Source organism: Mangrovimonas cancribranchiae (assembly GCF_037126245.1).
GTDB lineage: Bacteria > Bacteroidota > Bacteroidia > Flavobacteriales > Flavobacteriaceae > Mangrovimonas > Mangrovimonas cancribranchiae.
This window is the reverse complement of record NZ_CP136925.1, coordinates 834,285-860,607: the sequence shown is the minus strand read 5'-3', so window position 1 is coordinate 860,607 and position 26,323 is coordinate 834,285. Positions and strand designations below refer to the sequence as shown.

Here is a 26,323-nt window from a genome sequence, read left to right as displayed (position 1 = left end):
CTTAAGTATTAGTTGGTTTAATCATGAGGTCTAAAATACGGTTTATATTTTTTACAGGATGCACATTGTTTTCAAAGTATTGCCGGGCGTGTTTTGATAACGATTGTGCAAGCTCCTTATCTTCTAACACCAAGTTAATTTGATGTACCATATTATCTAACGTATCAAAATACAACAGCTGTTTACCATGTTCTAAAGGCACGGGAAGTTCACTAGTTAACCGTTCGGCAATAATGACTTTACCTTGCGATAAATATTCGGCTAATTTCCAAGCGGGCGAATTGGCCAAACCTCTAGTGTACACGACTATGTTAGCGTGCTTCATGGCTTGTAGGTATGCAAGTGGTTCGCTGGGCACATTGGTTAGTGCATCGGCATATTTTGTGTTTGCCACTTCCGACGCTATAAAACCGCCTTGAAACCGTTTTGGAAATTCCCTCTGTAAGCGTTTAATAATCTGATAGCGTTGGGTATGTATATTTATAACATCTTGGTGGGCTTCTTTAAAGCAACGGGTTTGAAACATGACGATTTCCGTTTTTGGCATGGTAAACGCTTCAAATTGTGATAAAAGTCGCGTTGTATTAATAAATTGCCAATGTTTAGCTACCCATTTGGTATGATAATATAGGTTTTTAAAAACATTCCGATTTGGTTTTACATATACACGCCATCTACTTAATAAAAGGCCTAAAAAAAAGATAGCTTTGCCTTTATGGTATGCCGATCTCACGCCAAAATTAAGACCATATGGTTGTATTTTTTTTTGATAGGTTTCTGGTAAATGTGTAATATACTTGGAATTATAACACCGTTTAAATACCCAATCACAGGTTTTTAAGGCTTCTAAAGAAAACTGTGTATCAAAGTCATATAAATCAAACGCAAAACGAATATGTTCTTGTGTATCATGATTCGTTAACTCATAATACGATGCTTTAGGATATGCTTGGTTAGTTTTTACAACTTTTCCTGACTCATCAACCTTCAAACGTCCTCGTTTTGACTTAACATTCAGTTTTACACAAACATCTAACACACCTGTATGAGCTAACTCAAAAAATGCCGTATGTGGATTAGAGGCATGGTTTAACTCTTGTGGTGTATATATGGTTAATGTAAACTGACTCATACTACATGTTTTAAAGCCTCGTTAACCGATTGTTCCAACACCTTATAAGTGGCTTGCAAACTATAGTGTTGCATGACTTTAGTTCTAGCTGCTTGTTCTATGGCTGTTCTTTGGGTGTTGTTAGAAAAGTATTCTAGAACAGATTGCGCATAAGTTTCTGGTGTGGCCAATATACCATCAAGATTATGTGAAATAACATCTTTAGGGCCTCCAGGACAATTTATTCCTGCTACAGGAGTCCCGCAAGCCATGGCTTCTATCATAACCATGCCAAAGGTTTCTTTATCACTTGGCAATAAAAACAGATTAGCATTTTGAAAGTGTTTAGGTAATTTATTATGCTCTAAATGCCCAATAAATTTAATATGCTCTTCTAATTTTAAGTCTGAAACCATCTTTTTTAATTCATTATAATATAACTCTGAAAATATTGGGCCTATAATAGTTAGTTTAGCATTATCAAATCCATGAATAACTAGCTCATGCAACGCTTTAATAGCTAGATGTACACGCTTCCACTCCACAATACGTCCCACATACAACAAATTAGGATGTGTTTCTGTTTTGTTTTGTTTAGGTTGAAACTCTTGGGTATCGACGCCTAAAGGAAACACCCGAATATCACAGTCCTTAAACATGGGTAATTGTAACATCTGTTTTTTTTGTAATTGGGTATGGACTAAAATATGATGCGCTTTTTTATAATAGATTCTATTTTCTGGTGTATCGGTATAGTGTTGACCACCCAGCATGGCGATATACTGTTTGTTTTGTGCTAATATAATTTTGGCTAACATATATGAAAACGGACTAGAATGCCCAGACATATTAATTATAGTCACATCTGGTATTGCTCTTTCACATCCCTTTAAACAGGCTTTAGACCACTGTTTTTTCCATTTTTTATGATCGCCATTCAATGTTCGTGTTACAGGATAAAATTGATAACCAATATTACCAAACTTAAAATTATAAGACCGCCTCTTTGGGGTTAAATAGGCAATCTCGCCTTGTAGATTGGCGTTATTTGCAACCAATTGCTGTAAGGCTTTCGCATGGGGTTGGCTATGATAGGTAGCCACACTGCGCTCTACCACACCTGCTGCTTGTGGGGTAAATGGATGAATAAGGGTGACTTTCTTGGGTAGCTTCATAAAACTTTCCTTAATTTATTCTTTCCTCTTTTTATCAGACTTTTAAGTTTAAGTTTTCTTATCCGCCTTTTTTCTTTCACCCAATACCCATTAAACACATTTTTAATGTTATTTAAAACATGGTGTCCGCTGCTATGTCTTTTTACATGTATCCCGTTGTAAGATATAAAAAAATGTGATGGAAGGTTGGAATAATCAACTTCGCAATACCGCATGGTACGTTTCCAGTTTATAAAATGTAAATACATAACCTCTTTGTTTGTTTTAGTATTTATCATTTTACCATCCTGCCATTGCCAGCGATCTAAATAATAGTCTTGATGCGAATCTCTACCTCGTTCTTGGTTACATAATATTTTAGGCCAATAGACTTTTAGCTCTTGATTGTTTTTTAAATAGTTAGTTAACGCAACCTCATCTGTCCATTGAAATTTAGGGTGCTCAAAAAGCGTTTTATAATTAGGGAGTTTTTTATAGAGTTCTTGTATGTAGTTCGTATTCCTAAACAATGTAAAGTGGCCTGATATAGCTTCTTTTCTACTTGAAATAATATCATACTCATCTAAAACACGAGGGGTAATAAATTGTCGGATATCTCCCCAAACAATATCTAGATCGCAAAAACCCCAATAGTCATAATCTCGTATCTCGTCATAAAAAATGTCACCGTAAGCCGGTTTTAAATCACAAAATTTTCTTGGCGTTAAAGGAACATTTGCCGATACTATAGTATTCACTTTTGTATTTAATGTGGATAATGTCGTGGGTAAAAACGTAATGTTTTCTGGATGTGTTTTGGGAATCGGACAATTGGTTGGACACAACCAATGAATCGTTGGGTTTTTAACCACAGAACTTAAAAAAGCATCAAACCACACGGGCCATTGCCCAAAATACGGAATGATTAAGATGATGTCTTTCATTTAAAGGCATTTTTAGTTACTATACCATCTTTTAAAGCAGCAATAACTTTTTTTAGGTGTTGTAGTTTAAATAATTTTCCTTTTAAAAATGATTTCCAAAGCGTTTTAAATCCGCTTAAAAATTCTTTCCGTCTAAAATGTACTAACTCATTGTAATCATGCCAAGAGCCATACCACAAATGCACACCGTAAGACTCAGGTGTTAAATATTTTTTGTAATGATGAATATCGTAATACTTTGTATAAGGCAAGGCATAAAAACAGTTTGGAGAGTATATCGTCAATTCGTTTAAATACAAATCTTCATAATACTTTCCAAAATAATTAAAATGCCCCCTAAATATTCTATTGATTACCCCTGGAATGGCATGAAACTTATTAAATTCTTCTCTATAATTTTTTAAACACAACCCAACAAAAAAATGATTTTTTACTGCACCAAATATCCCCACTCCAATAGAATTGGTATGTTCTGCTACAAAAAAACAATCATTATCTAAAAACTTATTTATAGGTTTAAGTAATAGCATGTCTGTATCTAGATACACCCCTCCATTCTCATAAACCGCCTTCAACCTTACATAATCTGATACAAAAGCCCATTTTTTTTCGGTAAATGCTTTTTTAACATACTCACAATCCAAAATAGTATTTGTCTCATTCCAAAGAATAATCTCATAGTCTGGTAAATGCTGTTTCCAACTAGCCACACAATATTGCAGCATTTTAGGCATTGGCTTTCCCCCAAACCAACAGTAATGAATTATTTTTTGTATTTTATTCATACTATAGTATAACTTTATTTAGTTTTATTCCCACTAAATCTAAGCCTTGCTTAAAAACAAAATAACCCTGTAATTTTAAGAACTTCTCCATACTTATTTTGTCTTCTTCATTTAAATTAACATATTCAGCTTTAATTATCTTAGGATTAATTTTAGTAAAATCAATCATATTTATTATTTCAAAATCATATCCTTCTGTATCCACCTGAAAATAATCTACTTTTTGAAACATATCCAAATCAATTATTTTCATCAATGGAGCAGCAAGAACAGTTTCCTTTATAATATGCTCTGGTTTTATAATTTCGAATTTTGTTAAATTGGATTTCTGAAATGAAGCTATGCCTTTTACCCACTTAGGATAAAGATGAAAAGTTTCATTATCAATTTTATAAATTTGGACAGATTTTAAGTGATTATGAACCGCCGTCCTAACCTTAATAATGTTTTCATAATCTTTATAATTTTCTAAAAGTTCTTCAAAGTATTCTGCAATTGGTTCAATTACAACTCCAGAACAATTTCTTTTAATAACAAAATGATATAAAAAGTCAAAACTTACTCCATCATTGGCTCCTACTTGTATAAAGTTAAAATCACTTTTTTGAGGGTAATTTTTTTCTAAAATACGTTTTAAATCAAATAATCTTTTCCTATAGTATTTCCCTCTGCCAAAAACCTTAGATATACTAGCTAAAAATACCTGTTTATAATTTTTAATAAAGCTATATAATGAAATTTCCATGTTAGTCTTATTCTATTATGGTTTTATCTTATCAAACCCACGTTTTGTTAGCGTATTATATAAAATATAGCCTAAAAACACACCGCTATTTTTTTTATGACATGTTTTAAAAAACTGAAAGTGTTTAAACACCACGCTAAGATGTTTGCTTAAAATTAAGTTTTTATAGGTTTTTCGGCCTTGCCGTTGTGCTTTAGCAACTATTTCTTGGTTTGTAACATACTGAGATTGTAGTTTTTTTGACAGATAGATTAACGATTCTTGTTTTTTTATCCAATGTTTTCCGTTTCTATTTGATATAGAATCAGCTGTTGTTCTATACCATACTAATTCTTTATTAAGGAAACAATACGTTAATTTTTGCTGAAATAGCCTAGAAAAAAACTCAAACTCTTGCGCTTTATGTAATCTTTCATCAAAACGATGCTCTTTTACAACCTCTCGCTTAATAAGAACATCATTGGTTATCATGGGGTATTTTCCTAAAATATAATCAATATAAAACTCTGCACTATTAAATACCTTAGGTTGTAACTCTTCTTTTTTAAGTGCTTTCTGCTCTTGGACTGTATGTTTAGCAACTACTATATCGGCTTGATATTTAATAGCTTGTTGTATTTTATCTTCCAACATATTCTTAAACATGAGGTCATCACTATCAAACCACTGTACATACTTCCCTTTACTAAGTTTAAATCCATAATTACGTGCCCCATTACCACCTGGCAAATGTTCTTGTGGGCGATGCAAATATTTTATACGAGAATCTTTTTGGGTGTACTGTTTTAAAACGTCTTCTGTATTATCGGTACTCCCATCATCTACCACAATACATTCCCAATTTTGGTAGGTTTGTACCAACACACTATCTAGGGTTTCGCCTATTAAGTGCGCCCGATTGTAAGTGGGGATAATAATGGAAACTAGGGGGTGGTCTGGCATAGCTTACAATTAGATAGCTAATATAATGAACCCTTGCGAGTTTTTAGGTATTAGTTATGGGTTTTGTGTAATGAGTAATGAGTAGTGAGTAGTGAGTAGTAAGTCGTGAACGACACAAAAGCTAATCTTGTTTTAAGAGAAGGGACTATTGAAAACGGATGCTATAAAGAGATGCTAAACCATCTACAGAAATTCCCTGTTTGTGTTAGATAGACACATGACAGAGGATAATTAAAACCTGTCACCCTGAACTGGTTTCAGGGTCTTGTTATTATTAAAAAAATATTGAAAAGAGATGCTGAATCAAGTTCAGCATGACAAAAGTTAGCCATAATATAATTAAGAGTTGTCACCCCTCTTGCCTGCCGTTAGGCAGGGAACTCCTGTTTCAGAGGCTAACAGCTCAATACAACACTAAACCAACCCCATTCTGGCAACGCCAGAAAACAACCGGCTGTCTGCAGTGATAACGAACAAAGATGCGGAAGTGCGTTCCGATAACATCGGAAAAGAGCATGAAGCATCGAGAGTGAGTGGTCCAAAGGAAGCACCTCAGACAGGCTTGATCTTTTGGTTCGTTTTGCATCAAGGCAAAATGAATGAAGAACATAAAAAATATAAAACACGAGCAATGTCACTTTAGAACAAAAGGAGATGCTGAATCAAGTTCAGCATGACAAAGAGTTCTTAACAAGGAAGTGCTGAACCATCTTCCTATCGGCAGACAGGAATTCCCTGTTTGTGGTAGATAGACGCATGACAGAGGATAATTAAAACCTGTCACCCTGAACTGGTTTCAGGGTCTTGTTATTATTAAAAAAATATTGAAAAGAGATGCTGAATCAAGTTCAGCATGACAAAGAATTCTTAACAAGAATTAGCTTATCATTTTTCCCTTACTAATTTAGAGTACCCTTTTCTTAAAATTTGATAGACACGCGTTTTAAACTGTTTGTATCTTGCGTAAGTGTAGAACTTCAACAAATCAAACGACATGGTTTTGTGTTGTTTAATGATATCTTCTAATTGATCCGACACTTCATTATACAATTCAATATCTTCCTTATTGCGTTCTTTAATGGCTTGAATAGTTTTAGAATCAATCGCTTCTAAGTTGGGTCTATTGCTTGTTTTGTTTTCTATACTATAATACGGCATTGTCCAGCCATATTTTTTCTTCAGTACCATTAAACACGTATCAAATTGTTCTATAGTCCCCACAAAAGCAAAATATTTTTTTATATTTTCTCTTGCCTTATCTAGCATAAGTTGTTTATCGGTTGTCTGCACACCACTTATAAACCGTATCTGACCATTATGTATATCGCCTTCATCTATCTGCGTTACAAACTCATAAAGCGACATCTCATCGGTAAACAAACCATGTTGTCGTAACCTATGATTAGGGCGTCGTTTTACATAATAGTAATACGATATAATACGCTCTATGGGGTCTCTTAAAAACGTAATATAGTCAGCTGAATTAGAGAAATAGCTATGCAGCCCAAATTCCATATGGCCTTTTATCAACTTTATACTATCACGCTGCTTTTGCAGTAAGTCTATAAACTCTTGGGTGTTTAACCTTACTTGATTAACCACTTTAATATCAAAAATATCCGTAGAGGTGTATTGTTGCTCTAAAACACGATGAAACGTCGTGCCGCCACACTTAGGCAAATGCATAAAAATTAAGTGATTACCCATTAGTTTTATTTTGTGTTAGGGGCAAGTATGTTGCGCCTTGTTGTTTATTCTGTTCAACACTTTTTAAAATGTCTTGTCTGGCAGTTATAAAAAGTTGTTGTTCATGCTTTAAACGTTTAAACCGTTTAAATTGTCCTTTACAGAAAGCTTTAATTATGGGTTTCTTATAGCTTGAGATTTTTTTATTTAGGACAGACACATCAAACGTATTTACATTGGCGTGTCGCTTTTTAAAATTCTTTAGTTTATGCTGGTAATAGGCTTCTGAAAAAGGCTCAATAGGGTGTTTTTCCCGATCTACTCTATCATGAATAACTTTAACGTTTGGTATTATCCCTATTTTACCGCCATGAAATAAAACACGCTGACAATAATTATCGTCTTCGCCATAATGAAAAAATAATGGATCAAATCCACCCACAGTGTTTAAACACTTTAAAGATACTAACCAAGCTGCCGCATTTACAAAGGGGACTTCATAAACAGGTTTTATGGGATGTCCTAATACATAATCGGAATAAAAGCATGCATTATTTTTATAGTTTACATAATGCGAAAAGTTCTCGTCTAGCCTATCTAAACCTGGTGTGACATGTAACGGACTTAACACCCAGTATTCAGGATGTGTTTTTTGAAAAGTCACCAACTGCTCTAAAGCATCATCAACCAAATACGCATCTTGATTAAGCAAAAATACCTGCTTTGCACCGTGGTTTAACGCATAGCTAATCCCTAGATTATTGGCTTGCCCAAAGCCTAAATTAGTCTCTTGCTTTAATAACGTGATGTTTGGAAACTGCTGTTCTATAAAACCTACCGTACCATCGGTAGACGCATTATCAACCACCACCACAGGATAATTACCACAACTTTTTAAACAGCGTTTTAGCCATGTAAGACCGTTATAAGTGACGATAATGATGTAAGTAGATGCACTTGCCATTAGCTAAAGATACGTTTTATGCGTTTTTTAAGATTTTTTACAAAATAATACCCTTTATAGTGCTTTTTAGGTGTAAGGCGCTTTACCACTTCTGGATGCAATAATTGGGTATAATCAGTTTTTAAAATGTTGCGATAAATACTATAATCGTTAATCGCACGGGCTTTATTTTTTTGCGTTTCCTGCTCGGCATGCACCCTAAACTTAGCCAGGGATTTGTTTATTATTATAGCAGGATGGTGTTTTATAATGCGGTACCAATACTCATAATCGAGCACTTGCTTTAAATCGGTTCTAAACCAACCAATAGTATCCACCAACTCCCTCTTAAACATAACCACACTAGGCTCACCTATTTTGTTCAACGGACTTTGCAAAAAATCTGTTCTTTTAAACATGGTCTTATCCAGATAAAGCAACTCCTTAAAATTGTTAAACTGGACTTGCAGGTTTTTATAATCGTACAACCATTGTTGCTGGGTGTCATCTACAATAGCGTCTTCTACAATAAACTCACGTTTACAGGCTACCAACCCCACCTCTGGATGGTTTTTAAAAACGGTTAGCATAGCTTCAACACAGGTAGGCTCCAGCACATCGTCCTGAAACAAAAACTTAATATAGCTGCCTTGAGCCTGTTGCATACAATAGTTCCAATTAGCACCTATGCCATTAGGGGCATGATGAAATACCCGTATGGGAATGGGGGTTTTGCTTTTATACTTTTCAACAATCTCTAAAGTAGTATCGGTAGAAGCATCATCGCTAACCACAATTTCCAGATTAGGGTAAGTTTGTACCAACGCACTGTCTAAGGCTTCGGCTAAATAAGCCTCGCCATTATAGGTTGGGATGCAGATGGAGACTAAATTAGAGTTACTATATAAATCTTTCATACGAGTATGTCCAAATGTATTAAATTAATAAGTAATTTTAAACTCACTTTTACCTTTAAAATCATTAAATTGAAAAACGACAAAAACCTTATTTTTTTACACATCCCAAAAAATGGTGGATCTACACTGCATTCTGTCATTGAAAGAAAATACCCCTCCGACATCATTTTTACGGTAAAAGAAGTCAACAACCGTTCTAACATTAGCGAGTTTATTTCATGGTATAAAAAAGACCGACGGCAAATAAGAATTATTAAAGGTCACGTACAGTTTGGAATACATGAAAAAATGATTGGTTCTAGCCAATATTTTACATTTTTACGAAAACCAGAAGACCGTATTCGTTCTTATTATAATTATGTAAAAAAACGTCCACATCATCGAATGTATGATACCATTTTTGGAAACAATATGTCATTTCATGAATTTGTTAGAGATATAAATAATAACGACATTCACAATACACAAGTACAATGGATAAGTGGCATAATGAGCAATAATCACAATGAACTTCTTGAACTGGCTTTACATAATATCGAACAACACTTTTCCTTTGTTGGTTTACAAGAAAAATTCAATGAATCCATAATTTTATTAGGCCAGCTTTATGGTTGGGGAGTTCCATATTATAAGTTTCTAAACAAGGGACAATACAAAAGAAATGTCCCCATACAACAAGATACTTTAGATATTATTAAAGAAAAAAACCAAGGTGATTATCAATTATACAATCTTATTGAAAAACGCTTTGCCAAGCAAGTAAAAGAGAAACCTTTTATGACATTAAAAATGAAACAACTGGAACTTTACAATAAACTTTATTCTAGTTATAAGGTGAATAAACTTATTAAACACTTAAAATAAAACTACATTAGAATCATTTACCTATAAGATTCCATAACTGCGGACATATAATATTAGGGGTAATTAGATATCAAGATGGTATGTTTTGACACCTGCTACAATGCCTAAGGCTTTGGCTAAATAAGCCTCGCCGTTATAGGTTGGGATACAGATGGAGACTAAAGGATGCTTCATATCTGAGTTTGAATCACTTTAAACAACTGCTTACAAATTACCTCTGGTGTAAAATTAGCAAACTCAATCTTATTTATAGAGCCATGATTCTGTTTTAAGTTAGTATCATTGTAATAACTCAAAACTTTTTCGCTCATAGCTTCAATATTTAAATAAGGGACTATAAAACCGCCTCCTTTTTTTACAACTTCTTCTGTTCCAGTAGCACCTTCAAAACAAATAATTGGAATTCCCATTTGCCCTACTTCAATACAAACCAAAGGAAAAGGGTCTTCTCTAGAGGTCATTAAAAACACATCAAAATCTTGATAATATTCATGAGGGTTTTCCACTTCTCCAATAAACGAAACATTGGTTTTCAATTTTAATTTCCTTAAATCTTCATTGATTATTATTTGTTCATTCTTACTTATATTCCCAACCCAAATAAATCTAATTTCAACATCAGGATAATGTTGTTTTATATAACGGGCCACTTGAATAAACATATCATGCCCCTTACGCCAATGCACAGCTCCAGAGGCTCCGACAGTAAATAGCTTTTTAGAAGTTGTATTAGATGAAATCACATCTACATTCGAACACTCATAAACAACGTCAACCTTTCTTTTATCAATCACCCATTCTTCACAAATATTAGCTTTAACCAGCTTAGAAGGCACAATCATTTTGTTTATAGCTTTAGCATAATCCTCAATATTTGGCAACAGTTGTTTTATAATGACATTAAGTTCGTGTATGTGAGCAATCCATTTACTTTTAGGACTTAAGCTTACAATTGAATTAGCTAAAGGTATTGTTACAACCGTATTAGAATATATAACATCGTATCGCTTTAAAGCCAAATTATTCAATAGCAGTTTTTTTCTATCGGTAGGATTATAAAATTTAAAGAGAACTCTTTTAAATAACGATGGCTTTTCTGGTTTAATAAACACCTGATAATCATAAAACTCATCGCAATTTGCTTTAAATTCCTTTATTAACCCACCACTTTTAAGCGCTAACACATCAACCATTACTTGTGGGTGGTGTTGTTTAAGCCAACGCAACAAATGCAATAGCACCATGGGAGCTCCTGTGCGTGACGTGTCGTGAGTAATTAATAAAAGTTTCATACCAATAGCGCCTTTAGTTTTTTAGAAAATGTGTTTACAGGATCCTCTGTTATAACGTCATATAATTTGGCACGACTAAGTTTTCCTATTTCATCCCAAGTGTTTCGTTTTTCCCAAGCACGCTCCAAGGCATCATCTACAAGTGGCACAGTGGCTGCTAGAGCTAAAAACCCCGTTATATTATCATCTATTAATTCTGGAGCACCACCTACAGCCGTGCTTATTACCATACGTCCGTATGACATAGCCTCTAGCATAGCTAAACTTTGTCCCTCCATGCGTGAAGGCATAATACACCCTTGATTGACACGCCAAATATCTTCTTTATCTGCTACAAAACCGTTAAAAATAACCTGTTGTGTTAACCCATACATTTCTACAAGGCGTTTAATATGCTCCTCATTATGTCCAGAACCGTACAAATTTACAACCAATTCTCGCTGTTTCCATTTGTCTTGAGATAGTACTTTTAGTAAAACATCATGCCCCTTGTGTAAACTATTATAAGCACCCACTAATGCTAAACAAAAGCCAGAACTATTCTTATTTTTAAAAGGCAATTGTTTGGCTTCAAAGTTAAAGGGATTGTTTATCTGTTCTATGTTTTCAAAATTATGAGCAAATTGTAATTTCAACTTTTCTGTATTATCCTTTGATAGTGTATATAGTTTCCTAGCTTTCAAAAGAGTCTCTTTAAACCTATTTATAGGCTCATCTTTACAACCTCTTAAATCGGTTACTAACTGATAAACCAATACAAATGGAATATTGTTTTTTTCTAAATAATCAGTATAGTAAAATAATTTTGTGTCTAAATGATTACCTAAAGATATAACTACTAGATCTAAAGATTCAAGACCTTTCCGGTCTAAATCATGTTTTACTTTAGGCTTAATTCTAAATAATTTCTTCTTTATTTTCTCTTTAAATGATAAAGTACAATGTCCTTTATAAAATACCTTAACCCCATTTTGCTTTAATAGTTTAATAGGTTGTGGTTTCTCTGGCCACCACTTAACAAGTACATTTACATCGCTACTACTATGTAATTCCAGACTAGTCTTAGACCATAATTCTTCGCTGCCACCCCATGGCACATGATCATTTATCGATATAAATAACATCCGTTTCATTTAATATTATTTGTTATAAAACTATACAAGTTTTCTATACTACCAAAAGGCATAAACGACTCCATAAACTTTATTTGACCTTTCATCATGACTTCAAAATCTTCCTCAGACAAAACCAAAGAACGCTCTAAACTTTTATATAATTCACTTGGGGCAAATCCTGGCAAAGCAGCATGATAAGTCACCAAAGGTAACACAGGGTTGCTTTTTGAAAAATGTGCATGAACACAAGGTTTAAAACTCCTTATCGCCTCTATACCAGCCGTGGTGTCTTCTGTTATAACCACACTAACTTGTTCTATTATTTTATCTAAAGAATCGTTTAATAGTGTAACACGAGAAGAAACATTAGACATAGCTATTACATTTTTATAGCCCTGAACATAATCTCTAGGATGTGGTTTAATTATCAATTGTAAATTAGGATGTTCTTCTAAAAAAGTCAATATCGTTTTTAAAATCATTGCTCCTTCTTTATAATGTCTTGAAGGTGCATAACATTTTTGACTGCTATGAGGTCGTGTTACAAACAATAAGGTATCTTGATTTACATCGGTGTTGTTGCGTTTTATTTTATCTAAAAATACATTACCTATTGGGTGTATTTTTTTTGGTGAAAATTGCGATGTTTTAACATAGGCTTCCTTCCTCTTTGCACTCCATACAGCCACATAATCAGCAAAACAATCATCATAATAATAGTGCTCGCAATCTAAACCATGTTGGTATGTAAAGGTTGGTATTCCTAAAGCTTTGGCTGCTAACACGTAATTAATATAAGGCGGATGATTATCTGAATGCACATACAAAGCTTTAGGGGTGTAATGCTTAAGTTCCTCTTCTGCTAAACAACTTATAGCAACACAGCCTAAAACCTGCTTTTTTAACAACTTTTTATCCTCAGGAAGCAACGCTACATTCATTGAGATCAGCCCCTCTAAAACAGCATCGCTTATTTCTTTTCCCCATTTAGTGTCTTCATGGTATGCAACCCTAGCTATTACATGCTTTTTATCCAATAGAGGCGTTATTTCCTTGCTAAGCACAGTATACTTGTGCTGACTTAAAATATGGTTTACCAATTTAGTGGTATGTGGCACGTGGTAAGGTATAAAAATACTTTTTTTTAATTTAAACCACGGCTTTTTATAATTCCCCTTAGAGTGTAATGGCGCATAATGATACGTGTTATTTTCATTTAATTCCTTCTTGTAAACTTCTACCTCTCCATAATCTATACCATGCTGTATCCGTAACGCACGCCCTACCTTATCCCACAAATAAAACCGGATAATCAAGCTATAGTCTATTCCTTTATGTACTGGGTTAAAGTTTATGGCTTTATACCAGTTACAAACAACATCGTAGGCGTGTTTATCTAAGTCTTTCATACCAGTTTTCATTGGTTTCATAACCATATTGCAACAATATTTCTCCTGCTATGTCATGAAACAATTTGCCATCGGTGTAGGTAAAATACTGTTTCCAATCGCCAGACACGCCTTTTCGTACATGAGCATTGGCTTTGGCTTCGCCTTGTTTACGACCTTGGCTCATGGTTTTAAATTGACCCGCCGACAAACAAGCCGCTAAACTTTTCTTAGTGGTTTTTACCTGAAAAAAACCAAAACATTCCTCTAATACCTTGGTTGTATCTGTTAGCATAGCCTCGTAAGTAACTGTATGCACTTTATGATGTTGTTTGGCCTTATCTATGGTTTGTAAGGGTTGTTGCCACTCGTTAGCCCATTGTTCTATTTCTTTATCCTGAAAAAAGCGTTTTGGGCGTTCGCCCTTACCATGTATAAAATAATCGCGTCGTTGCCGTTCAAAAGGGGTTAAGGCTTTATTGGCTGGCTGTTTGTTAAACCAATGAAACACACCACTGGTTAGTACATCGCGCCCATCGCGCACCAAATACAACACTTTAGCCTTTGGAAAATACGTAGTAAGTTGCGATACTACCTGAGCCGACGTATTTAAATAGGGCGTTATTTTATCGACCACCACAGGCTTACCAAGAGTTTCTTGTTCGGCTTGTAACAAGGCTTTTATAAAGTTTTGCGTGAGTTTTTTTTGTTGGCTTTTAGGATACCCATGGTGCAACAACATACTTTGCACATACTTATCTAAGGTAACGCGTAAGCGTGGGGCTTGGGCGCCATCGTCTAAAACCATATCGGCATAATTACCAAACAACCTACGCTCTACACACGCCAGCTTAGGGTGGGCATTGTACATGGTTTGTAACCATGTACTTCCCGAACGTGGCGCGGAGATTAGGAAATGTGATGCTATTTTATTTTTTAAAATCATAGTATCATTAATCAAAAGTATTTAAAGCCATTTTTTTAGCTTTCTCTATTTTTGATGAAAGTTTGGTTTGCAAAAATGTATAGTTACTTAACAAATAACTTATTTGGCTTTCCATATCTAAATTAAAATTGTATTCATAATCTAATAACTCCAATACCCCCTCAATCTTCCATGTATTAGATTTATGTGCTATAAATGGTTTGGCTGCCAATAAACTTAATATATTTAAATGATGCCTTCCAGACACTACAAACTTAGCCTTGTCTATTACAGCTAAAATTTGAGAGAAAGAAACGTCACCATAATCCAAACAAGCAATATTTTCTTCTTGTAATTGCTTTAAATCATTATAATCATTAAGCCCTAAGGGTAAATACAAAGGAATTAAATCAAATGAAGAAATAACCCTAGCTTGTTCAATTAAATCAATATTTTTTACATTACTACCCGTAAACAAACAGAAGGGTTCTTTAGGCAAATTATTATCTAAAACTTCGTTGTCATTTAAAAATGTAGCTGAAACGGCAGTATCAAAGGCCAGTGTTGGATTTACACCCATTGTTTTTAAATAATCAAAGCTACGTTGTTCCCTTACTGCTATTTTCTTTGCTCCTCGAAAAGCATGTTTTAAAATAGCTTCATTCTCACTTTCAACAGATACATTTGTCCAGTAAACCGGCTTACCTAACTGTACTGCAAAAGCACCAATGGCTAGCATTTGATGTCCCAAAAGACTATTGTGATGAATCGTTCCCTCAACGTTTATGGTAACAATATCTGAATTTAATAGGGTGAGTTTTAAAAAAGTATCCTTCTCACTTAGTGCTTTCACTCCCTCAAGCCACATATCATAAGACCTATCTTTAGCTACACAAAATTGCTCTTGTTTTTTAAAAAAGTTTTTTCTAACTGTTGTTTTGTTCACAGTCATTAAAGCATCATTAAAATGCTGCGATAAGTACCTATGTGATATATGCTGAATAAGTACATTCTCTCCAAAAGATTTTCTAATTAAGTTGTCTAAACCATTGCTTAGCGCTTTACAACCTATATGTATTTCATCTTTTGTACTACCAAAAACAGTAATTTTACTCTTCAAGAATTAAAATTTATAATTAAAATAATTTAAATCGTCAAGAAACTTTTTTTCTACAATGTTTCGACTATAATTACTATAAAATTGTTTATAAGATTCTCTTGATTTTGAAACATTTAATTTTTTCAAATTAAAATCTAAACCTATTTTGTTTTGTATTTTTTTAATCGAATTATCTAGATCTTCATACCTCCCTATATAATCTAAACAAATAAATCCTTTATTATCTTTAACAAAATCTAATTGCAACCTTGTGGAGTGTAAATTAGAGACCCAACTATGGGGATTATTTAATTCGTTTATAAACTCATCAAAACTATTTACATTAAGAATCTCTTCTCTAACTTTATACTTGTTAAGATAATCATATAAAGACACCATTCTTTCATATGGATTTCTGACAATCGCAAACTTAAAATAATTTAAAAAACCATATCCTTTAATGAGTTTATCTAAGAATTTTGCATTCTCTTTAATTGATATCAAATCATTAAAAGTCTGGTGTTTAGTATTATCGGAGACTGCCCAATGTTTTTCTTCTTGAGTTGCTACCTTCAATGACTCAGAAATACTTGTACCGGCATTTTTAGGTATGTGTATAAAGATAAACTTGTATTTGTTTGATATAATCATTTTTTCAATTCCAATTAGCATTTAAAATTATTGGCGCATAGCTTTCGTTTTTCTCTCCAACAACAATTATATCAACAAAATATAAAATTCTTCCTACTACAATCCTTTCCCTTTCTTCACTTGAAGTAATGTTTAAAGTCAACGAATAAACACCAGAAGCTAAAATTAGTTTGTCAATTTTAATATTAAAAATTGACCTATTTTCTTTTATCATTTTTTTGCTCACAAATGTTTTTGAAGATACTGCTATAGCCCTTTGAGATTTATCTGATATAACAAGTGAAAACTTTATGTTCTCCTTTAAATCAATATTCAAAAATGATATATCAAATGAAATAATTAATGACTCATTATATTCTAGATTAAATGTATTATCTGCTACTTCACTATCTAATAAAGTATTGTTCAAATTTATTTGGTTCACTTTAATTTTATCTCCAACTATTAAAGACTGTTGTAAACCAGTAAACATTTGATCGTACTCTTGAATCCCTTTCGAAACATCTTCAGTATATATTTCAACATTACCTTTATGCATCAATAAAGCATTTGTACATATCCTAGCGATTTGCTGCATGGAATGAGACACAAATATTATAGCTGATTTTGTCGAAAGTTCACTTATCTTATTATAACATTTAATTTTAAAACCTGTATCCCCCACCGCCAATACCTCATCAATAATGAGCACATCGGGTTCCATTTGTGCGGCTACGGCAAAACCCAAACGTACTTTCATCCCACTACTATAATGCTGTACCGGCATATCGATAAACTCGCGTATTTCGGCAAAGTCTATTATGGCTTCTACTTTTTCATCTATTTCTTTACGGCTAAACCCTAAAATAGCGCCGTTATTATAAATGTTTTCGCGCCCGCTCAAAATCGGATTAAAGCCAGCGCCCAATTCTATTAAGGCCCCAACCTTACCTTTTATGGTTATTTTGCCTGCATCAGGGTTTATCAACCCGTTTAGCATTTTAAGCAGGGTACTTTTACCGGCCCCATTATGGCCTATAAGCCCTAAACATTCCCCACGGCGCAGCTCGAAACTTACATCTTTTACTGCCCAGAATTCCTTGGGGCGTAGCTCGCGCTCGTGTTGGTTACCCTGTACCCCACTTACCAAATCCTTTACCCCATACCATAAGCTAGTCTTAAGGTCTTTGCAAAACTTTTTGCTGAGGCCTTCAACCTTTACAAGGATGTCGTTGTTGGGTTGTATGTTATGTTCTTGTTCCGTCATTTATTCTAGATTCTTCGCTAACGCTCTGAATGACAAACACCATGTCATGCAGAAGGAGGTTATGTAATAACCGACTGAAGCATCTCTATTTTAATTCAACTTATTATGTTTTAGATTCATCACTTCGCTATGTTCGTTCTGAATGACAATTTACTGCTTCTTTTGCTTAGGTCTTCTACTTTTACGAGGACATCGTTGTTAGGTTGTATGTTATGTTCTTGTTCCGTCATTTATTCTAGATTCTTCGCTAACGCTCTGAATGACAAACACCATGTCATGCAGAAGGAGGTTATGCAATAACCGACTGAAGCATCTCTATTTTAATTCAACTTATTATGTTTTAGATTCATCACTTCGCTATGTTCGTTCTGAATGACAATTTACTGCTTCTTTTGCTTAGGTCTTCTACTTTTACGAGGACATCGTTGTTAGGTTGTATGTTATGTTCTTGTTCCGTCATTTATTCTAGATTCTTCGCTAACGCTCTGAATGACAAACACCATGTCATGCAGAGGGAGGTTATGTAATAACCGACTGAAGCATCTTTGTTTTAATTCAACTTATTATGTTTTAAACTCATCACTTCGCTATGCGCGTTCTGAATGACATTTTGCCTTTTTATTTTACTGTTTCTTTTATTAGGTTTTCCTCCTTTACAAGGACGTCGTTGTTGGGTTGTATGTTATGTTCTTGTTCCGTCATTTATTCTAGATTCTTCGCTAACGCTCTGAATGACAAACACCATGTCATGCAGAGGGAGGTTATGCAATAACCGACTGAAGCATCTCTATTTTAATTCTACTTATAATGTTTTAGATTCATCACTTCGCTATGCTCGTTCTGAATGACATTTTGCCTTTTTATTTTACTGTTTCTTTTATTAGGTTTTCCACTTTTACGAGGACATCGTTGTTAGGTTGTATATTATGTTCTTGTTCTATCATTTATTTTAGATTCTTCGTTTCACTCAGAATGACAAGCAACCTGTCATGCAGAAGGAGGTTATGCAATAACCGACTGAAGCATCTCTATTTTAATTCTACTTATAATGTTTTAGATTCATCACTTCGCTATGCGCGTTCTGAATGACATTTTGCCTTTTTATTTTACTGTTTCTTTTATTAGGTTTTCCACCTTTACAAGAACGTCGTTGTTGGGTTGTATGTTATGTTCTTGTTCCGTCATTTATTCTAGATTCTTCGCTAACGCTCTGAATGACAAACACCATGTCATGCAGAAGGAGGTTATGCAATAACCGACTGAAGCATCTTTGTTTTAATTCAACTTATTATGTTTTAGATTCATCACTTCGCTATGTTCGTTCTGAATGACATTTTGCCTTTCTATTTTACTGTTTCTTTTATTAGGTTTTCCACCTTTACAAGGACATCGTTGTTAGGTTGTATATTATGTTCTTGTTCCGTCATTTATTCTAGATTCTTCGCTAACGCTCTGAATGACAAGCAACCTGTCATGCAGAAGGAGGCTATGCAATAACCGACTGAAGCATCTCTATTTTAATTCTACTTATAATGTTTTAGATTCATCACTTCGCTATGCTCGTTCTGAATGACATTTTGCCTTTCTATTTTACTGTTTCTTTTATTAGGTTTTCCACCTTTACAAGGACATCGTTGTTAGGTTGTATGTTATGTTCTTGTTCCGTCATTTATTCTAGATTCTTCGCTAACGCTCTGAATGACAAACACCATGTCATGCAGAAGGAGGTTATGCAATAACCGACTGAAGCATCTCTATTTTAATTCAACTTATTATGTTTTAGATTCATCACTTCACTATGCGCGTTCTGAATGACATTTTGCCTTTCTATTTTACTATTTCTTTTATTAGGTTTTCCACCTTTACAAGGACGTCGTTGTTGGGTGGTATGTTACCTGCATTTGTACTCAATGTCTTATTTTAGGTGCTTTGTTTTTACTCGTGAACGGAAACCGAATGGTTTTTTTCAACTACTCACGTCTCACTACTCACTACTCACATCTCACTACTCGCGTCTACGCACTCATTCGCTCCACAATAATAGGAATAGACAACCTATAAAACACTAAACCTAAACACAATAATGGCACACAAACCAATAATAATCCTATATAATAGGGTAAAAACTGTAAAGGTTGCCCTAAAGCCAGATCTCTAGCGGTGACAATAACAGGGGTAAACGGATTCCACAACATAAGCGTTCTCATAATACCGTCTTTAGGAATAGCATACACCACAGGTGTAACATACATTAAAAAACCTAATCCAAACCCTATAAATCGGCTAACATCTTTATACAACATCCCCAAGGGCGTTATAAACAACCCTAGGGTAATCCCAAAAAACACCGCAGCAAATAACGCAAACGGTAAGAGTAATAAGCTCCAATGAAACCCGACACCAAACACAAAAATAAACACCACCAGTAAGAGTACCTTTATCGCACTATTAAACAGCAACTTAAAAATACCCGACACCACTAAAGCTTCTTTAGGAAAATTAATCTTAGTTAAAATAGACTTTGCCGCATTGGTACTAGACATTGGCGTGTTGATCGATTCTTTAATAATAGACCACAACAAGGTTCCAGAAAAAGCATACACAGGGTATGGCACACCGGTATCGGTTAGCCTAATGGTGCCTGTGCTATTTAGAAATATCCAAACAAATGCCGTAGTTAATGGTGTAATAAATGCCCATAGAATACCAAAATACGATTGCCTGTATTGCGCTTTGATATCGCGAACTGCTAATTGTGTTGCCAAAAAACGAGACGATATAATATCGATTAACGAAGCCCGCAACAACCTACCAAACCGTAGGGTGTTTTCTTTTTGGTACACGCGTGTTTCTAAACTCATTTAATTGGTAACGTTATTCCTAAGGGCTAAGATAACAATTGCTACAACAAACCAAAACTTACTATTAAAAAATCAAGATTTCGTAACAAGTGGGTAATTTGTAAGAGATACTGAAATGAATTCAGTATAACACAAAGAATCCCATTGTCATTCAGAGTGAGCGACAGCGACACGAAGAATCTACCCTGTCATTCAGAGTGAGCGACAGTGACACGAAGAATCTACCCTGTCATTCAGAGTGAGCGACAGTGACACGAAGAATCTCTACCCTGTCATTCAGAGTGAGCGACAGCGACACGAAGAATCTACCCTGTCATTCAGAACGCAACGCAGTGAAGTGAAGAATCTTTATATTAAACCTATCACACCCTAAACGTCTTCTTCCTGCAAAGCAGGAAAACCACTTGTCGTAAGGATACATCATAAAAGCTTAACATAACAGAACACTATTGCTTGTTATTTTGATAAACCAAAGAGCTCTCCGCTTCAGATGAAGAGGAGGACCGAACGTTAAGAAAACATCCAGTGGATGTTTTTCTTGCAGCGTGGGTAAACAAAGCACAGCGAAAGTAAAGAACGAGGTGTTTGAGACACACATCATATATTAACCCCATAGCAACCCTATGGATACCCTATGGGAGCCCTATGAAAAAATCCTACTAAATTTTCATGTAATCAATAAAAACTAAACCCTTAATTTTTGATTGTTTGAAGCGAGTAAAAAAATGATAAAACAAAAATAATGTCATTTAAAGTAAGTTGAGTAACACAAAGAATCCCATTGTCATTCAGAGTGAGCGACAGCGACACGAAGAATCTCTACCCTGTCATTCAGAACGTAATGTAGTGATGTGAAGAATCTTTTATAAATTTAAAACATGAAAACCAAAGGCACCCATAACTATTATGTTTATATCCTAACCAATAAAAACAAAACTGTACTCTATACTGGTGTTACAAACAACCTAAAAGATAGATTATATCATCACAAAAACCCATTACCCTTCTCAAAAGCATTTACTGCTAAGTACAAGTGTTTTTACCTGATACACTACGAGCATTTTACGGAAATTGAACAAGCCATTAAAAGGGAAAAACAAATTAAAGGTATGAGCAGAGCAAAAAAAGAAACTCTAATTTCTAATTCCAATAAAGACTGGAGATTTTTAAATGAAAGTATTTAAAACCTTAGATTCTTCAGTCGGTCAATACTTGACCTCCTTCTGAATGACAATCGTCTCTTCTATTCAGATACTCACTGTCATTCAGAGTGAGCGACAGTGACACGAAGAATCTCTACCCTGTCATTCAGAGTGAGCGACAGTGACACGAAGAATCTCTACCCTGTCATTCAGAACGTAATGTAGTGATGTGAAGAATCTTTTATAAATTTAAAACATGAAAACCAAAGGCACCCATAACTATTATGTTTATATCCTAACCAATAAAAACAAAACTGTACTCTATACTGGTGTTACAAACAACCTAAAAGATAGATTATATCATCACAAAAACCCATTACCCTTCTCAAAAGCATTTACTGCTAAGTACAAGTGTTTTTACCTGATACACTACGAGCATTTTACGGAAATTGAACAAGCCATTAAAAGGGAAAAACAAATTAAAGGTATGAGCAGAGCAAAAAAAGAAACTCTAATTTCTAATTCCAATAAAGACTGGAGATTTTTAAATGAAAGTATTTAAAACCTTAGATTCTTCAGTCGGTCAATACTTGACCTCCTTCTGAATGACAATCGTCTCTTCTATTCAGATACTCACTGTCATTCAGAGTGAGCGACAGCGACATGAAGAATCCACCCTGTCATTCAGAGTGAGCGACAGCGACAAGAAGAATCTACCCTGTCATTCAGAACGTAATGTAGTGAAGTGAAGAATCTTTATATTAAACCTATCACACCCTAAACGTCTTCTTCCTGCGAAGCAGGAAAACCACTTGTCGTAAGGATACATCATAAAAGCTTAACATAACAGAACACTATTGCTTGTTATTTTGATAAACCAAAGAGCTCTCCGCTTCAGATGAAGAGGAGGACCGAACGTTAAGAAAACATCCAGTGGATGTTTTTCTTGCAGCGTGGGTAAACAAAGCACAGCGAAAGTAAAGAACGAGGTGTTTGAGACACACACCATATATTAACCCCATAGCAACCCTATGGATACCCTATGGGAGCCCTATGAAAAAATCCTACTAAATTTTCATGTAATCAATAAAAACTAAACCCTTAATTTTTGATTGTTTGAAGCGAGTAAAAAAATGATAAAACAAAAAGAATGTCATTTAAAGTAAGTTGAGTAACACAAAGAATCCCATTGTCATTCAGAGTGAGCGACAGTGACACGAAGAATCTCTACCCTGTCATTCAGAACGTAACGTAGTGAAGTGAAGAATCTTTTATAAATTTAAAACATGAAAACCAAAGGTACCCATAACTATTATGTTTATATCCTAACCAATAAAAACAAAACTGTACTCTATACTGGTGTTACAAACAACCTAAAAGATAGATTATATCATCACAAAAACCCATTACCCTTCTCAAAAGCATTTACTGCTAAGTACAAGTGTTTTTACCTGATACACTACGAGCATTTTACAGAAATTGAACAAGCCATTAAAAGGGAAAAACAAATTAAAGGTATGAGCAGAGCAAAAAAAGAAACTCTAATTTCTAATTCCAATAAAGACTGGAGATTTTTAAATGAAAGTATTTAAAACCTTAGATTCTTCAGTCGGTCAATACTTGACCTCCTTCTGAATGACAATCGTCTCTTCTATTCAGATACTCACTGTCATTCAGAGTGAGCGACAGCAACACGAAGAATCTCTACCCTGTCATTCAGAGTGAGCGACAGCGACACGAAGAATCTCTACCCTGTCATTCAGAACGTAACGTAGTGAAGTGAAGAATCTTTATATTAAACCCTGTCACCCCGAACGTCTTCTTCCTGCGAAGCAGGAAAACCACTTGTCGTAAGGATACATCTCAAAAGCTTCGAAATCCAGTCATACCATGACGCGAAGTTTTGAGAGGGGTTTACCGTAGGTAAAATCCCTACCGACTAGGCATCGTTTCTTTTGCTTCGTTTTCTTTAGACGAGTAAAGAAAATGAAAAAATATAAATAAGGTCATTTTAAAAAAAAGGAGATGCTGAAACATCTAACTATAGACAGACAGAAGCATGAGAGCTTGTATTGTTAGTGAGAGATACTGAAATGAATTCAGCATGACAAAAAGAATGTCATTTAAAGTAAGTAGAGTAACACAAAGAATCCCATTGTCATTCAGAGTGAGCGACAGTGACACGAAGAATCTACCCTGTCATTCAGAACGAAATGTAGTGAAGTGAAGAATCTTTATATTAAACCCTGTCCCCCTGAACGTCTTCTTCCTGCGAAGCAGGAAAACCACTTGTCGTAAGGATACATCTCAAAAGCTTCGAAATCCAGTCATACCATGACGCGAAGTTTTGAGAGGGGTTTACCGTAGGTAAAATCCCTACCGACTAGGCATCGTTTCTTTTGCTTCGTTTTCTTTAGACGAGTAAAGAAAATGAAAAAATATAAATAAGGTCATTTTAAAAAAAAGGAGATGCTGAACCAAGTTCAGCATGACAAAAAGTTGTGAGCAAGAAAATGCTGAAATATCTACCTGTGACTAACAGGAGCACAATAAAGACTAAATGACATCAAACACATATCACCTCTGAAACGCATCCCAAGTAATCTGTAACCCATCCTTTACTGAAAATTCGGGAGTGTACCCTAACAAACGTTTTGCCTTAGAAATATCGGCTAACGAATCACGCACATCACCTTGACGTGAAGGCCCATGAATAGCAGATAAATTACTATCTGCTGCCACTTGTAAACTGTTCCATAAATAATTGACACTAATTCGTTCACCACAAGCCACATTATATACCTCATTGGCTGCTTCTTCAGAAGCAAAAAAGGCTTTCACATTAGCTTGTACAGCATTGGCTACAAACGTAAAGTCACGCGTTTGCTCACCATCACCATGAATTGTTGGCGATTCCTGGGCTTTTAAAGCTTGCATAAACAACGGAATTACCGCAGCATAAGCACCTTTAGGACTTTGCTTAGGGCCAAATACATTAAAATACCGTAAACCTATGCAGTCGGTTTGATACGTTGTACCAAACACCTCCGCATAAAGCTCATTCACATATTTTGTTACCGCATAAGGCGATAAGGGTTTCCCTATAGTCCCTTCTACTTTTGGTAAGGATTTACTATCGCCATAGGTAGAACTAGACGCGGCATATACCATACGTTTTACAGTAGCACTATCCTTTAAAGCAATAAGCATATTTAAAAACCCTGAAATATTGACGGCATTTGTAGTTGCTGGATCGTTAATAGAACGCGGCACCGACCCCAACGCTGCTTGATGAGACACATAATCGATGCCTTCCATAGCTTGCTTACAAGTCTCTAAATCTCTTATATCACCTTCTAATAGATCAAAATTAGGATGCTTTACAAACGCGGTGAGATTCTCACGATAGCCATTAGAAAAGTTATCTAGCACACGTACCTGCTTCGCGCCATGATTTAAAAGGTATTCCACAAGATTACTCCCTATAAAGCCACCGCCACCTGTAACTAAAAACGATAACGCCGATAAATCTTGAGTATGATAAGCCTTGTTGTACAACATAATTGCAATAGATTTTACGGTTTAAAAATACGACTAATTCATAAAAACCAAAGCAATTATTAAGCTTATTAATAAATAGTTTTCTACTTCACAACGGTAAGCAAACTAATGAGACGTTATAAAAAGATGCTGAAATAAATTCAGCATGACAAGAAGCTTAGATACAAAGAGATACTAAACCATCTACCTGTCGGTTCACCTGTCGTAGGCATGGCAGGCAGGAGCATGACAACAGCTAGCTAGAATATAGTTAAGATTTGTCACCCTGAACTGGTTTCAGGGTCTTGTAATCGTTGAAAAACGATATTTAAAAAATGCTGTAAAGAGATGCTGAAACAAGTTCAGCATGACAAGGAGTTTAGATACAAAGAGAGGCTGAACTATCTACCCGTCGGTTCACCTGTCGTAGGCATGGCAGGCAGGAGCATGAGAGCTTGTATTGTTAGTGAGAGATACTGAAATGAATTCAGTATGACAAAAAGAACCCCATTGTCATTCAGAGTGAGCGACAGCGACATGAAGAATCTACCTTGTCATTCAGAGTGAGCGACAGCAACACGAAGAATCTCTACCCTGTCATTCAGAACGTAACGTAGTGAAGTGAAGAATCTTTTATAAATTTAAAACATGAAAACCAAAGGCACCCATAACTATTATGTTTATATCCTAACCAATAAAAACAAAACTGTACTCTATACTGGTGTTACAAACAACCTAAAAGATAGATTATATCATCACAAAAACCCATTACCCTTCTCAAAAGCATTTACTGCTAAGTACAAATGTTTTTACCTGATACACTACGAGCATTTTACAGAAATTAAACAAGCCATTAAAAAGGAAAAACAAATTAAAGGTATGAGCAGAGCAAAAAAAGAAACTCTATTTTCTAATTCCAATAAAGACTGGAGATTTTTAAATGAAAGTATTTAAAACCTTAGATTCTTCAGTC

23 protein-coding genes are annotated in these 26,323 nt (G+C 34.8%); 5 read left to right on the top strand and 18 right to left on the bottom strand.

All coding sequences use genetic code 11. The features are described 5' to 3' along the window. Position 1 precedes the first annotated feature (1 nt). The 9 genes from R3L15_RS03820 to R3L15_RS03780 form a co-directional block, all read right to left on the bottom strand. On the bottom strand, positions 2 to 1,132 hold the full coding sequence (locus R3L15_RS03820; protein WP_338733333.1) for a glycosyltransferase: 1,131 nt from the start codon (positions 1,130 to 1,132) through the stop codon (positions 2 to 4). Continuing rightward, the gene (locus R3L15_RS03815; protein ID WP_338733331.1) at positions 1,129 to 2,286 is read right to left on the bottom strand and encodes a glycosyltransferase family 4 protein; all 1,158 of its coding nucleotides are present in this window, start codon (positions 2,284 to 2,286) and stop codon (positions 1,129 to 1,131) included. Before R3L15_RS03815 ends, R3L15_RS03820 begins: the two co-directional genes overlap by 4 nt. Beyond that, complete coding sequence (locus tag R3L15_RS03810) at positions 2,283 to 3,209, bottom strand: DUF6625 family protein (protein ID WP_338733330.1); 927 nt, start codon at positions 3,207 to 3,209, stop codon at positions 2,283 to 2,285. The genes R3L15_RS03815 and R3L15_RS03810 overlap by 4 nt, the downstream gene beginning before the upstream one ends. After that, the gene (locus tag R3L15_RS03805) at positions 3,206 to 3,994 is read right to left on the bottom strand and encodes a glycosyltransferase (protein WP_338733329.1); all 789 of its coding nucleotides are present in this window, start codon (positions 3,992 to 3,994) and stop codon (positions 3,206 to 3,208) included. Before R3L15_RS03805 ends, R3L15_RS03810 begins: the two co-directional genes overlap by 4 nt. Position 3,995: 1 nt before the next feature. Then, positions 3,996 to 4,739 carry an FkbM family methyltransferase gene (locus tag R3L15_RS03800; RefSeq protein WP_338733327.1) on the bottom strand — a complete coding sequence of 248 codons (744 nt, stop codon included), beginning with the start codon at positions 4,737 to 4,739 and terminating at the stop codon, positions 3,996 to 3,998. Positions 4,740 to 4,754: 15 nt separating this feature from the next. Beyond that, positions 4,755 to 5,681 carry a glycosyltransferase family 2 protein gene (locus R3L15_RS03795; protein ID WP_338733326.1) on the bottom strand — a complete coding sequence of 309 codons (927 nt, stop codon included), beginning with the start codon at positions 5,679 to 5,681 and terminating at the stop codon, positions 4,755 to 4,757. A gap of 885 nt (positions 5,682 to 6,566) precedes the next feature. Then, positions 6,567 to 7,388 (bottom strand): sulfotransferase family 2 domain-containing protein, encoded by an 822-nt coding sequence (locus tag R3L15_RS03790; RefSeq protein WP_338733325.1) that lies wholly within the window; start codon positions 7,386 to 7,388, stop codon positions 6,567 to 6,569. Further along, entirely contained in the window at positions 7,381 to 8,331 is a 951-nt protein-coding gene (locus R3L15_RS03785; protein ID WP_338733324.1) for a glycosyltransferase family 2 protein, read from the bottom strand. Before R3L15_RS03785 ends, R3L15_RS03790 begins: the two co-directional genes overlap by 8 nt. Continuing rightward, the gene (locus R3L15_RS03780; protein ID WP_338733323.1) at positions 8,331 to 9,227 is read right to left on the bottom strand and encodes a glycosyltransferase; all 897 of its coding nucleotides are present in this window, start codon (positions 9,225 to 9,227) and stop codon (positions 8,331 to 8,333) included. Before R3L15_RS03780 ends, R3L15_RS03785 begins: the two co-directional genes overlap by 1 nt. 69 nt (positions 9,228 to 9,296) lie before the next feature. On the opposite strand from R3L15_RS03780, the gene R3L15_RS03775 reads away from it, so the two are divergent. Further along, the gene (locus R3L15_RS03775; RefSeq protein ID WP_338733322.1) at positions 9,297 to 10,091 is read left to right on the top strand and encodes a sulfotransferase family 2 domain-containing protein; all 795 of its coding nucleotides are present in this window, start codon (positions 9,297 to 9,299) and stop codon (positions 10,089 to 10,091) included. Positions 10,092 to 10,261: 170 nt separating this feature from the next. Here the strand turns inward: R3L15_RS03775 and R3L15_RS03770 are convergent, their stop codons facing one another. The 8 genes from R3L15_RS03770 to R3L15_RS03735 all read right to left on the bottom strand — a co-directional run bounded on the left by R3L15_RS03770 (position 10,262) and on the right by R3L15_RS03735 (position 20,668). After that, entirely contained in the window at positions 10,262 to 11,383 is a 1,122-nt protein-coding gene (locus R3L15_RS03770) for a glycosyltransferase family 4 protein (protein ID WP_338733321.1), read from the bottom strand. Further along, on the bottom strand, positions 11,380 to 12,516 hold the full coding sequence (locus R3L15_RS03765) for a glycosyltransferase (protein ID WP_338733320.1): 1,137 nt from the start codon (positions 12,514 to 12,516) through the stop codon (positions 11,380 to 11,382). The genes R3L15_RS03770 and R3L15_RS03765 overlap by 4 nt, the downstream gene beginning before the upstream one ends. After that, a complete protein-coding gene (locus R3L15_RS03760) occupies positions 12,513 to 13,907 on the bottom strand; it encodes a hypothetical protein (protein ID WP_338733319.1) in 1,395 nt (464 codons plus the stop codon). The genes R3L15_RS03765 and R3L15_RS03760 overlap by 4 nt, the downstream gene beginning before the upstream one ends. Beyond that, the gene (locus R3L15_RS03755; protein WP_338733318.1) at positions 13,891 to 14,832 is read right to left on the bottom strand and encodes a sulfotransferase domain-containing protein; all 942 of its coding nucleotides are present in this window, start codon (positions 14,830 to 14,832) and stop codon (positions 13,891 to 13,893) included. Before R3L15_RS03755 ends, R3L15_RS03760 begins: the two co-directional genes overlap by 17 nt. A 7-nt stretch (positions 14,833 to 14,839) precedes the next feature. Then, a complete protein-coding gene (locus R3L15_RS03750) occupies positions 14,840 to 15,931 on the bottom strand; it encodes a polysaccharide pyruvyl transferase family protein (protein WP_338733317.1) in 1,092 nt (363 codons plus the stop codon). A gap of 3 nt (positions 15,932 to 15,934) precedes the next feature. After that, positions 15,935 to 16,561, bottom strand: coding sequence for a sulfotransferase family 2 domain-containing protein (locus R3L15_RS03745; RefSeq protein ID WP_338733316.1), 627 nt, complete (start codon positions 16,559 to 16,561; stop codon positions 15,935 to 15,937). Between the two features lie 4 nt (positions 16,562 to 16,565). Then, the gene (locus R3L15_RS03740; protein ID WP_338733315.1) at positions 16,566 to 17,807 is read right to left on the bottom strand and encodes an ABC transporter ATP-binding protein; all 1,242 of its coding nucleotides are present in this window, start codon (positions 17,805 to 17,807) and stop codon (positions 16,566 to 16,568) included. 2,015 nt (positions 17,808 to 19,822) lie between these two features. Further along, positions 19,823 to 20,668 (bottom strand): ABC transporter permease, encoded by an 846-nt coding sequence (locus R3L15_RS03735; RefSeq protein ID WP_338733314.1) that lies wholly within the window; start codon positions 20,666 to 20,668, stop codon positions 19,823 to 19,825. Between the two features lie 878 nt (positions 20,669 to 21,546). Here R3L15_RS03735 and R3L15_RS03730 point away from each other — a divergent pair. From R3L15_RS03730 to R3L15_RS03720, 3 genes are all read left to right on the top strand, one after another. Beyond that, a complete protein-coding gene (locus R3L15_RS03730; RefSeq protein WP_338733313.1) occupies positions 21,547 to 21,852 on the top strand; it encodes a GIY-YIG nuclease family protein in 306 nt (101 codons plus the stop codon). A 214-nt stretch (positions 21,853 to 22,066) separates the two neighbouring features. Next, positions 22,067 to 22,372: a GIY-YIG nuclease family protein gene (locus R3L15_RS03725; RefSeq protein ID WP_338733313.1), complete on the top strand. Its 306-nt coding sequence runs from the start codon at positions 22,067 to 22,069 to the stop codon at positions 22,370 to 22,372. A 724-nt stretch (positions 22,373 to 23,096) separates the two neighbouring features. After that, entirely contained in the window at positions 23,097 to 23,402 is a 306-nt protein-coding gene (locus R3L15_RS03720; protein WP_338733313.1) for a GIY-YIG nuclease family protein, read from the top strand. A gap of 985 nt (positions 23,403 to 24,387) precedes the next feature. Here the strand turns inward: R3L15_RS03720 and R3L15_RS03715 are convergent. Continuing rightward, a complete protein-coding gene (locus tag R3L15_RS03715; RefSeq protein WP_338733311.1) occupies positions 24,388 to 25,371 on the bottom strand; it encodes an SDR family oxidoreductase in 984 nt (327 codons plus the stop codon). Positions 25,372 to 25,998: 627 nt separating this feature from the next. Between R3L15_RS03715 and R3L15_RS03710 the strand changes: the two genes are divergently transcribed. Beyond that, positions 25,999 to 26,304, top strand: a complete 306-nt coding sequence (locus tag R3L15_RS03710) for a GIY-YIG nuclease family protein (RefSeq protein WP_338733310.1) — start codon at positions 25,999 to 26,001, stop codon at positions 26,302 to 26,304. Positions 26,305 to 26,323: the final 19 nt, after the last annotated feature.

What these genes read in the sequence shown, in the direction of transcription:
- R3L15_RS03820 (WP_338733333.1), bottom strand. Translation starts at nt 1,132, where the DNA reads ATGAGTCAGTTTACATTAACCATATATACACCACAAGAGTTAAACCAT.
- R3L15_RS03815 (WP_338733331.1), bottom strand. Translation starts at nt 2,286, where the DNA reads ATGAAGCTACCCAAGAAAGTCACCCTTATTCATCCATTTACCCCACAA.
- R3L15_RS03810 (WP_338733330.1), bottom strand. Translation starts at nt 3,209, where the DNA reads ATGAAAGACATCATCTTAATCATTCCGTATTTTGGGCAATGGCCCGTG.
- R3L15_RS03805 (WP_338733329.1), bottom strand. Translation starts at nt 3,994, where the DNA reads ATGAATAAAATACAAAAAATAATTCATTACTGTTGGTTTGGGGGAAAG.
- R3L15_RS03800 (WP_338733327.1), bottom strand. Translation starts at nt 4,739, where the DNA reads ATGGAAATTTCATTATATAGCTTTATTAAAAATTATAAACAGGTATTT.
- R3L15_RS03795 (WP_338733326.1), bottom strand. Translation starts at nt 5,681, where the DNA reads ATGCCAGACCACCCCCTAGTTTCCATTATTATCCCCACTTACAATCGG.
- R3L15_RS03790 (WP_338733325.1), bottom strand. Translation starts at nt 7,388, where the DNA reads ATGGGTAATCACTTAATTTTTATGCATTTGCCTAAGTGTGGCGGCACG.
- R3L15_RS03785 (WP_338733324.1), bottom strand. Translation starts at nt 8,331, where the DNA reads ATGGCAAGTGCATCTACTTACATCATTATCGTCACTTATAACGGTCTT.
- R3L15_RS03780 (WP_338733323.1), bottom strand. Translation starts at nt 9,227, where the DNA reads ATGAAAGATTTATATAGTAACTCTAATTTAGTCTCCATCTGCATCCCA.
- R3L15_RS03770 (WP_338733321.1), bottom strand. Translation starts at nt 11,383, where the DNA reads ATGAAACTTTTATTAATTACTCACGACACGTCACGCACAGGAGCTCCC.
- R3L15_RS03765 (WP_338733320.1), bottom strand. Translation starts at nt 12,516, where the DNA reads ATGAAACGGATGTTATTTATATCGATAAATGATCATGTGCCATGGGGT.
- R3L15_RS03760 (WP_338733319.1), bottom strand. Translation starts at nt 13,907, where the DNA reads ATGAAAGACTTAGATAAACACGCCTACGATGTTGTTTGTAACTGGTAT.
- R3L15_RS03755 (WP_338733318.1), bottom strand. Translation starts at nt 14,832, where the DNA reads ATGATTTTAAAAAATAAAATAGCATCACATTTCCTAATCTCCGCGCCA.
- R3L15_RS03745 (WP_338733316.1), bottom strand. Translation starts at nt 16,561, where the DNA reads ATGATTATATCAAACAAATACAAGTTTATCTTTATACACATACCTAAA.
- R3L15_RS03740 (WP_338733315.1), bottom strand. Translation starts at nt 17,807, where the DNA reads ATGACGGAACAAGAACATAACATACAACCCAACAACGACATCCTTGTA.
- R3L15_RS03735 (WP_338733314.1), bottom strand. Translation starts at nt 20,668, where the DNA reads ATGAGTTTAGAAACACGCGTGTACCAAAAAGAAAACACCCTACGGTTT.
- R3L15_RS03730 (WP_338733313.1), top strand. Translation starts at nt 21,547, where the DNA reads ATGAAAACCAAAGGCACCCATAACTATTATGTTTATATCCTAACCAAT.
- R3L15_RS03725 (WP_338733313.1), top strand. Translation starts at nt 22,067, where the DNA reads ATGAAAACCAAAGGCACCCATAACTATTATGTTTATATCCTAACCAAT.
- R3L15_RS03720 (WP_338733313.1), top strand. Translation starts at nt 23,097, where the DNA reads ATGAAAACCAAAGGTACCCATAACTATTATGTTTATATCCTAACCAAT.
- R3L15_RS03715 (WP_338733311.1), bottom strand. Translation starts at nt 25,371, where the DNA reads ATGTTGTACAACAAGGCTTATCATACTCAAGATTTATCGGCGTTATCG.
- R3L15_RS03710 (WP_338733310.1), top strand. Translation starts at nt 25,999, where the DNA reads ATGAAAACCAAAGGCACCCATAACTATTATGTTTATATCCTAACCAAT.